General features: G+C 73.5%; 7 protein-coding genes and 1 pseudogene. 4 read left to right on the top strand and 4 right to left on the bottom strand.

Annotated features, from left to right (window positions below):
• Nucleotides 1-421, top strand: a pseudogene (locus FQY64_RS14870) (DUF4124 domain-containing protein); the annotation flags it as partial.
• A gap of 105 nt (nt 422-526) precedes the next feature.
• On the opposite strand, the gene FQY64_RS14375 reads toward FQY64_RS14870, so the two are convergent.
• Nucleotides 527-1303: an SDR family oxidoreductase gene (locus FQY64_RS14375; RefSeq protein WP_146475396.1), complete on the bottom strand. Its 777-nt coding sequence runs from the start codon at nt 1301-1303 to the stop codon at nt 527-529.
• Nucleotides 1304-1383: 80 nt separating this feature from the next.
• Here FQY64_RS14375 and FQY64_RS14370 point away from each other — a divergent pair, with 80 nt between their 5' ends.
• Complete coding sequence (locus tag FQY64_RS14370) at nt 1384-1620, top strand: hypothetical protein (protein WP_146475394.1); 237 nt, start codon at nt 1384-1386, stop codon at nt 1618-1620.
• 46 nt (nt 1621-1666) lie between these two features.
• On the opposite strand, the gene sppA is transcribed toward FQY64_RS14370, so the two are convergent.
• Both sppA and FQY64_RS14360 read right to left on the bottom strand, forming a co-directional pair.
• Complete coding sequence (sppA, locus tag FQY64_RS14365; protein WP_146475392.1) at nt 1667-3553, bottom strand: signal peptide peptidase SppA; 1887 nt, start codon at nt 3551-3553, stop codon at nt 1667-1669.
• A gap of 77 nt (nt 3554-3630) precedes the next feature.
• Nucleotides 3631-5034: an MATE family efflux transporter gene (locus FQY64_RS14360; RefSeq protein ID WP_146475390.1), complete on the bottom strand. Its 1404-nt coding sequence runs from the start codon at nt 5032-5034 to the stop codon at nt 3631-3633.
• Nucleotides 5035-5212: 178 nt separating this feature from the next.
• Here FQY64_RS14360 and FQY64_RS14355 point away from each other — a divergent pair, with 178 nt between their 5' ends.
• Both FQY64_RS14355 and FQY64_RS14350 read left to right on the top strand, forming a co-directional pair.
• The gene (locus FQY64_RS14355; RefSeq protein ID WP_146475388.1) at nt 5213-6409 is read left to right on the top strand and encodes a DUF3667 domain-containing protein; all 1197 of its coding nucleotides are present in this window, start codon (nt 5213-5215) and stop codon (nt 6407-6409) included.
• An 8-nt stretch (nt 6410-6417) separates the two neighbouring features.
• Nucleotides 6418-6756 carry a DUF4286 family protein gene (locus FQY64_RS14350; RefSeq protein WP_146475386.1) on the top strand — a complete coding sequence of 113 codons (339 nt, stop codon included), beginning with the start codon at nt 6418-6420 and terminating at the stop codon, nt 6754-6756.
• Nucleotides 6757-6781: 25 nt separating this feature from the next.
• On the opposite strand, the gene FQY64_RS15155 is transcribed toward FQY64_RS14350, so the two are convergent.
• Nucleotides 6782-6979, bottom strand: coding sequence for a hypothetical protein (locus tag FQY64_RS15155; RefSeq protein ID WP_244942406.1), 198 nt, complete (start codon nt 6977-6979; stop codon nt 6782-6784).
• Nucleotides 6980-7276 lie beyond the last annotated feature (297 nt).

Genomic DNA, 7276 nt, shown 5'->3' with positions numbered 1-7276 from the left:
CGCCTCCGGCGCGGCGTCCACCGCGGCCGCACCCGCAGCGGACGCGACCGCGCCCGCCGCCGCGGGCGCCGCGCCCGCGCCGCCGCCGCTGTTCGAATGCCGCGGGCGCGACGGCGTGCGCTATTTCGCGCAGACCGCGGAGCCCGCGCCGCGCTGTCTGGCGATGTCCACCACCGGCATCGACGGGCGTCCGGAAACGGCCGCCGGCACCGCCTGCGAAACCGTGCAGGACACCTGCACGCCGGTGGCCGACACGGCGTTGTGCGAGGCCTGGCGCGGCCACATGGCCGACCTGGAACGGCAGACCCGCGAGGCCGACGCCAACCGCCGCCCGGTCGCGCAGGACGAGCTCGAGGCGGCCGTCGCACGGTACGAGGCCAGCACCTGCGGCACGCCGGGCGGGGTGATTCCGGTGCGCTGACCCCGGCGCGTGGCGCGCCGGAGCGGTTGCGACCGGCTGCAGAAGCGGCTTCGGCGGCGACGGCCGCCGTGGATCGGCGCGGCTGACGCCGCTCCCGCGCGAACGCTAGAAGCCGTACCGCAGGAAGCCACCATCCACCGCGATGCACTCGCCGGTGATGTAGCTCGCCGCAGGAAGGCACAGGAACGCGACCGCGGCGGCGACTTCCTCCGGCTCGCCGACGCGGCCCATCGGCGTGCGCAGCAGCACCTCGTCGAGATAGTCGGGATCGGCCAGCTTGGACGAGGTGCGCCGGGTGCGGATGTACCACGGCGCCACCGCGTTGACGCGCACGCCGTCCTCGGCCCATTCGACCGCGAGGTTGCGCGTCATCTGGTGCATCGCCGCCTTGCTCATGCCGTAGGGCGCGCCGGTGCGCACGTGGGTGAGACCGGAGACGCTGCCGATGTTGACGATGCTGCTGCTCGGATGCCGGGTGAGCAGCGGATGCGCGTAGCGCGACAGCTCGAACGCCGAGAACAGGTTGATCTCGAAGATCTGCCGCCACTCGTCCTCGGTGTAGTCGGTGGCGGGCTTGCTGAGGTTGCCGCCGGCGTTGTTGACCAGGATGTGCAGGCCCTGGCCGAAGTCCTCGACCCAGTCGAGCAGCTCGCGACGCTGTTCGTCGTCGGCGACATCGGCCACGAACGCGGCCACCTCGCGCTCGGGGAACTCCTCCAGCAGCTCGTCGCGCGCGCTCTCCAGCCCGCTCTGGTCGCGCGCGACGATCAGCACGTCGGCGCCGAACGCCAGCAGTTCGCGCGCCACCGCGCGGCCGATGCCGGCGCTGGCGCCGGTGATGAGCGCCAGTTGCCCGTCCAGACGCCAACGCTTGGGGTCCATGCGGTCTCCGTGGAAGCGGGATGAGCGCGGACGCGCCCGCGCCGGCTTAGGATAGCCGCCGGCCCCTCGGAGGTGCGGCGATGAAGGCTGTCCTGATCCCGTGCGTGCTGGTGCTGTGCGCGCTCGCCGCGGCCGGATGCCGCCGGCCCGAACCCGACAAGCCGGACAAACCGGTCGAACCGCAATCGGGCGCGCGCCACGGCGAACTGCGCGATGCCGTGCAGCGACCGATCGACCGCGCGCGCCGCGCCGAAGCCGCGGCCGAGGACGCCGCCGCGCGTCGGCGCGCGGCGATCGAGGAGGCGGAAGGCGGCTGAGCCGCCGACCGGCGCGGTGCCGGGCGGACCGCCGACCGGCACCCGCTCACAGCCCGCAGAAGCAATGCGCGAGCGTCTTCACCGGCGTGCGCGCGTCGCGCTGCAGCAGACGCTCGACGAAGCGGGCGTCGGCGGCCATCTGCGGCGAGGCGCGTTCGAGCAGCGCGCGGCCGAGGTCGGAATCCTTCAGCAGCAGCGCGCCCACGCGGCTTTCGGCCAGGCCGGCGAAGAACCGCTCGAACGGGGTCGGCGTCTTCTCCACGTAGCGCACGCGGTACTCGCCGCGCTTGCCCAGCTTGGCGCGCCGCGCCGCGTCGGCGATCGCCGCGCGCAGTCCGCCCAGTTCGTCGACCAGCCCGCGCGCCTTCGCCTGCGCGCCGCTCCACACGCGGCCGCGGCCGACCGCGTCGATCGCCGCGACCGGCTTGCCGCGCGCGCTGGCGACCTTGCCGGTGAAGTCGCGGTAGCCCTTCTCGATCACCGACTGGATCACGCGGCCGACCTCCGGATCGAGCGGACGGGTGAGATCGAACGCGCCGGCGAAGCGCGTGGTGCCGACGCCGTCGGTATGCACGCCGATCTTGTCGAGCGCGCGCGGCAGGGTCGGGATCATGCCGAAGATGCCGATCGAGCCGGTGATCGTGGACGCGTCGGCGTAGATGCGGTCGGCGTTCATCGCGATCCAGTAGCCGCCCGAGGCGGCCACGTCGCCCATCGAGACCACCACCGGCTTGCCGGCCTTCCTGAGCGCTTCCACTTCGCGGCGGATCTGCTCGGACGCGAATACCTCGCCGCCCGGCGAATCCACCCGCAGCACGACCGCCTTGACCTTGTCGTCGTCGCGCGCCTCGCGCAGCAGCGCGGAGGTCGATTCGCCGCCGACCGTGCCCGGCGGCTGCTCGCCGCCGGTGATCTCGCCGGCCGCCACCACCACCGCCACCTGCGGACGCGGATCGGCCGGATTGAGCGCGCGGTTGAGATGGCCGACGTAGCCGTCCAGATCGATCTGGCGGAAGCCGCCCTCGGCATCGGCGTCGGCGACGCCGCGTTCGGCCAGCAGGTCCTCCACCTGCTCGCGCGTGCGCAGGCCGTCCACCAGCCGCGCGCGCAGCGCGTACTGCGCGAGGTCGCCGCGCGCCGCTTCGATCTGCGCCGGGAGCTGCTCGATGCCGGCGGCCAACTGCGCCGGATCGAGCCTGCGCGCGCGGGCGACGTCGGCGAGATAGCGCTGCCAGACGTCGTTCATCCAGAACAGGTCGGCTTCCTTCGCTTCCGGCGAGGCGTCGTCGCGCACGAACGGCTCGGCGGCCGACTTGTACTCGCCGACCTTGAACAGGTGCACGTCCACGCCGAGCTTGTCCTGCAGGCCCTCGCGGTAGTACTGGCGATAGCGCGCCAGGCCTTCCAGCAGCAGCCCGCCCATCGGATCGAGGTAGACCTCGTTGGCCTGCGCGGCCAGCAGGTACTGGCGCTGGTCCATCATCTCGGCGAAGGCGATCACCTGCTTGCCGGAGGCCTTCAGTTCGGCGATCGCATCGGCCAGTTCGCGCAGCGAGGCCACGCCGTCCGCCTGCAGGCCGTCGAGCTTCAGCAGCACGCGCTCGATGCGCTTGTCGGTCCTGGCCGCCTCCAGCGCGCGCAGCAGGTCGCGCAGTTGCACCTCGCCCATGTCCTCGCCCATCGCCTTGGACAGCGCGCGGGTGGCCGGATCCTGCGTGTACTGCTCGACCAGCCGGCCCTGCGGCTCGATCACCAGCGTGGTGCGCTCCAGCAGCGGCTTGACCTGCTTGCCGGCGCCGAGCGCGGCCAGGAACAGCAGCAGCAGACCGAAGAACAGCAGGTTGAGGATCAGCCGGCGGGTGAAGTTCATCGCGTCCCACAGGCCGACGAAGAAGCGGGCGATCGGGCCGCGGGTACGGGCGGGTTGGTTCATCGACAGGAAACTCCGGACGGATGCGGGAAGCCTAGGCGCGCGCCGCGGGCGCGCCATCGGCCATTCGTAACGCGATGCTACGGCAGCGCGGCGCCGCCTGCGGTGGCGGCCAAATCGTTCATGCGCGGCGCAAGGCGCCCGGGACGACTGGAGCGCAGGAAGCGGCTGCCCAGCAGCAGCGCGGCCATGCCGAGGCCCGCGATCAGCCCGATCCACATGCCGCGCGGCCCCCAGCCCAGGCCGAGGCCGAGCCCGGCGCCGAGCGGCATGCCCACGCCCCAGTACGACAGCGCGGCCAGGCCCATCGGCACGCGGGTGTCGCGCAGGCCGCGCAGCGCGCCGGCCGACAGCACCTGCACGCCGTCGGGGAACTGGAACGCGGCGGCGTACAGCAGCAGCGAGGCGGCCAGCGCGGCGACCGCGGCGTCGTGCGTGTAGACGGCGACGATCGCCTCGTTGCCGGCCACCATCGCCAGCGCCGACAGCAACTGCGTGGCGAGCACGATCGCATAGCCGGCCAGCGCGGCGCGGCGCACGCCGTGGGCATCGACGCGGCCGACCGCGTGGCCGACCCGCACCGTGGTCGCCTCCGCCAGTCCCATCGGCACCATGAAGCTCAGGCTGGCGACGTTGATCGCGATCTGGTGCGCGGCCGCCTCGACCGGGCCGAGCCGGCCGATCAGCAACGCGGTGGCGATGAACAGCCCGCCTTCCATCAGCACGGTGACGCCGATCGGCAGGCCGGTGGCGAGCAGGCCGCGGATCGCCGTCCAGCGCGGCGGCTCGAAGCGCGCGAACAGGCCCAGTGCGGCGAACCGCCGCGCGCGCGCCAGGTAGACCGCGAACGCCAGCGCCTGCGCCCACATCATCAGCGCCGACGCAAGCCCCAGCCCGCCCGCGCCGCGCGCCGGCAGGCCCCACGCGCCGAACGTCAGCGCATAGCCGAGCGGCGCCAGCAGCAGCAGACCGCCGAAGCCCAGCAGCATGGTCGGCAGGGTCCAGTGCAGACCCTCGCTGAGATAGCGCTGCGCCAGGTACAGCGCCAGCGCCGGCACGCCCCAGCGGATGCCCTGCAGGAAGGCCGCGGCGCCGGGCCGGATCTCCGGCGCGATGCCGATCGGTCCGAGCGCATGGGAGAACGCGGTCAGCAGCGCGAACATCGCGACTCCGAGCGCGAACGCCAGCCACAGCGCCTGCCGGAACAGCGGCGCGATCTCCGGCCGGCGCCCGGCGCCGTCGAGCTGCGAGACCGACGGCGGCAGCGCCATCAGGATTCCCATCGGGATCACCATCGGCAGCCAGAACAGCGCGGTGCCGACCGCGACGGCGGCCAGCGTCGCGGTGCCGTGGCGGCCGGCGATCAGGCTGTCGACGAAGCTGATCAGGCCGGTCGAGACATGGCCGAGCACCAGCGGCGCGGCGAGCACGGCCGTGGTGCGGATCTCGCGCCGCAGCGGCCGGGACGGGACGGTCGGAGACATGCGGGGAAGGCGACTGCGGCCGCGCGCGCATCCGGTGGCGGCGCCGGCGCCGGGTCGATCGGCGGCCATTGTAGGGGCATGGTGTGCTGGCGACGCCGCCCTCGTCCGCACGCCGGCCGCGCTCGCCTTCGCGGCGCTCGCGATGCGACCATGCGCGTTCGACCCGGGGACGCCGTTCATGCACGCCGACACCACCGCCGCGGAGCACCTCACGCCGGTCTGCGAGAACTGCGGCACCGCGCTTCAGGGCGAGTTCTGCCACGCCTGCGGGCAATCCGCGCACAACCCGCTGCACAGCCTGCGGCATGCGGTGGAGGACGTGTTCGAATCGTTCTGGCATCTCGACGGCCGCGTGTTCCGCACCCTGCGCGACCTGTTCGTGCCGGGACGGGTGGCGGTCAACTACCTCGCCGGCCAGCGCATGCGCTACGTGCCGCCGCTGCGCCTGTTCGTGATCCTGAGCCTGTTGACGTTCTTCGTCGGCCGCGTCGCCTTCGACGGGCCGACCGAAGTCAACGTGCAGCGCGATCGCGGCATCGCGGAGGCGACCACGGTGGAGGCCGTACGCAAGCGCGAAGCGGAGCTGCTGGCCGAGATCCGCGAGGCGCAGAAGGGGCCGGACGGCAAGCCGGTGGTGGGCGTGCAGCCGGCGCTGGTGGCCGCGGAAGTGGCCGTGCGCGGACAGGCGAACGACCGCATCGCCGAGCTGACGCGGCCGCAGGCGCCGCCCACGCGCGCCGGCGCCAAGCCGGTGCCCGGCGCCGCCGCCGGACGCGACCCGCACCCCGAGCGCACGTACACCGGCAACCAGGCGGTCGGGCAGTTGTTCTCGAAGGACGGACGCCCCTACGACCCGGTCAGCAACCCGATCCGCGTCGAAGGCTGGCCCGACTGGGTCAACCGCTGGCTCAACAAGCGCGCGGCCCGCATGCAGCGCAACATCGAGCTGCTCGAGCAGGACGGCAGCATGTTCCTGCAGTGGTTCTTCGGCGCGCTGCCGACCGCGCTGTTCGTGATGGTGCCGCTGTTCGCGCTGCTGCTGAAACTGGTGCACCTGGGCAGCGGACGCGGCTACCTGGAGCATCTGGTGGTCGCGCTGTACAGCCACGCGTTCCTGCTGATCGGCCTGCTGACGATGTTCGTGCTGGCGGGGCTGGGCGCGGTGTTCACCGGCACCTTCTACGCGGTGACCAGCGGGCTGCTGCAGATGCTGGTGCTGCTGTGGATGCCGATCTACCTGCTGCTGATGCAGCACCGCGTGTACCGCAGCGGCTGGCCCGTCACCCTGCTCCGGTATCTGGTGCTGGGCGGCGTGTACGTGGTGCTGGTGGGGCTGGCCACGCTGTATGCGGTGCTCGCCGGGTTGAGCAGTTGAGGCCGGCGATGTCCGTGATCTACGAAGTCGCGCTCGAGGTCGACGCCGCCGTCGCCGAGGCCTACCGCGCCTGGCTCGACGGGCACATCCGCGGGATCCTCGCACTGCCGGGCTTCCTCGACGCCACGCTGTACGCGCTCGACGATCCGCCGCCGGCGGCCGGGCGCCTCGCGCTGTGCGTGCAGTACCGGCTGCGCGACGCCGACGCGCTCGCGGCCTACCTGCGCGAGCATGCGCCGCGCCTGCGGGCCGAGGGTCTGGCCCGCTTCGGCGGTCGCTTCGAGGCCAGGCGGCGGGTGATGACGACGCTGGCCGCGTTCGCGCCGGGCGGGCACGCGGCGGACTGACGCCGCGCCGCCGTCCGCGCCTCGGTCAGCGCGCCACTTCCTGCGCCAGCCACGCGGCGCGGCGCGGCGGCGGCAGCGCGATCAGGCGCGCGCGCAGGGCATCGCGACGCGAGGGCGGCGTGCGCTGGGCGAGCACGCCGAGCAGGCCGCGCTCCTCGCGCGACAGCCCGCGCAGCACCCGCAGCAGCGGCGCCCGCTGCGGCGCCGGCACCTGCGCCAGCAACGGCTGCAGCGCCGGGTAATCGGCGCCGAGCTCGGGCCCGAGCAGCCAGCCGCGCTGCTCGCGGGCATCGAGCGCGGCGAAGCGGTCGCGCAGGGTCTGCTGCTCCAGCGGCGGCAGCGCGGCGAACGCCGCCAGCGCGGCCCGGATGCGCGCGCGCTCGGCAGGCGCGAGCGCCGTCCGAAATCACCAGGGCGCTGCCGCCGGACGCTCCCTCCCCCGCCAGTTCGATGTCGGTGCCTTCGCCGAGCCGGATGGTCGCACCGCCGCGCGCGCCCACGGCGTGGTAGGGGAAGTCGA

This window comes from Vulcaniibacterium thermophilum, from assembly GCF_007923255.1.
Taxonomy (GTDB): Bacteria; Pseudomonadota; Gammaproteobacteria; order Xanthomonadales; family Xanthomonadaceae; genus Lysobacter_F; species Lysobacter_F thermophilum.
Note: the sequence above shows the minus strand (reverse complement) of the source record. Positions and strands in the feature narration are given on the sequence as shown.

Excerpts from the sequence above, each read along its gene's own strand:
- sppA (WP_146475392.1), bottom strand. The coding sequence starts at position 3,553 with ATGAACCAACCCGCCCGTACCCGCGGCCCGATCGCCCGCTTCTTCGTC.
- FQY64_RS14350 (WP_146475386.1), top strand. The coding sequence starts at position 6,418 with ATGTCCGTGATCTACGAAGTCGCGCTCGAGGTCGACGCCGCCGTCGCC.
- FQY64_RS14375 (WP_146475396.1), bottom strand. The coding sequence starts at position 1,303 with ATGGACCCCAAGCGTTGGCGTCTGGACGGGCAACTGGCGCTCATCACC.
- FQY64_RS14360 (WP_146475390.1), bottom strand. The coding sequence starts at position 5,034 with ATGTCTCCGACCGTCCCGTCCCGGCCGCTGCGGCGCGAGATCCGCACC.
- FQY64_RS14355 (WP_146475388.1), top strand. The coding sequence starts at position 5,213 with ATGCACGCCGACACCACCGCCGCGGAGCACCTCACGCCGGTCTGCGAG.
- FQY64_RS14370 (WP_146475394.1), top strand. The coding sequence starts at position 1,384 with ATGAAGGCTGTCCTGATCCCGTGCGTGCTGGTGCTGTGCGCGCTCGCC.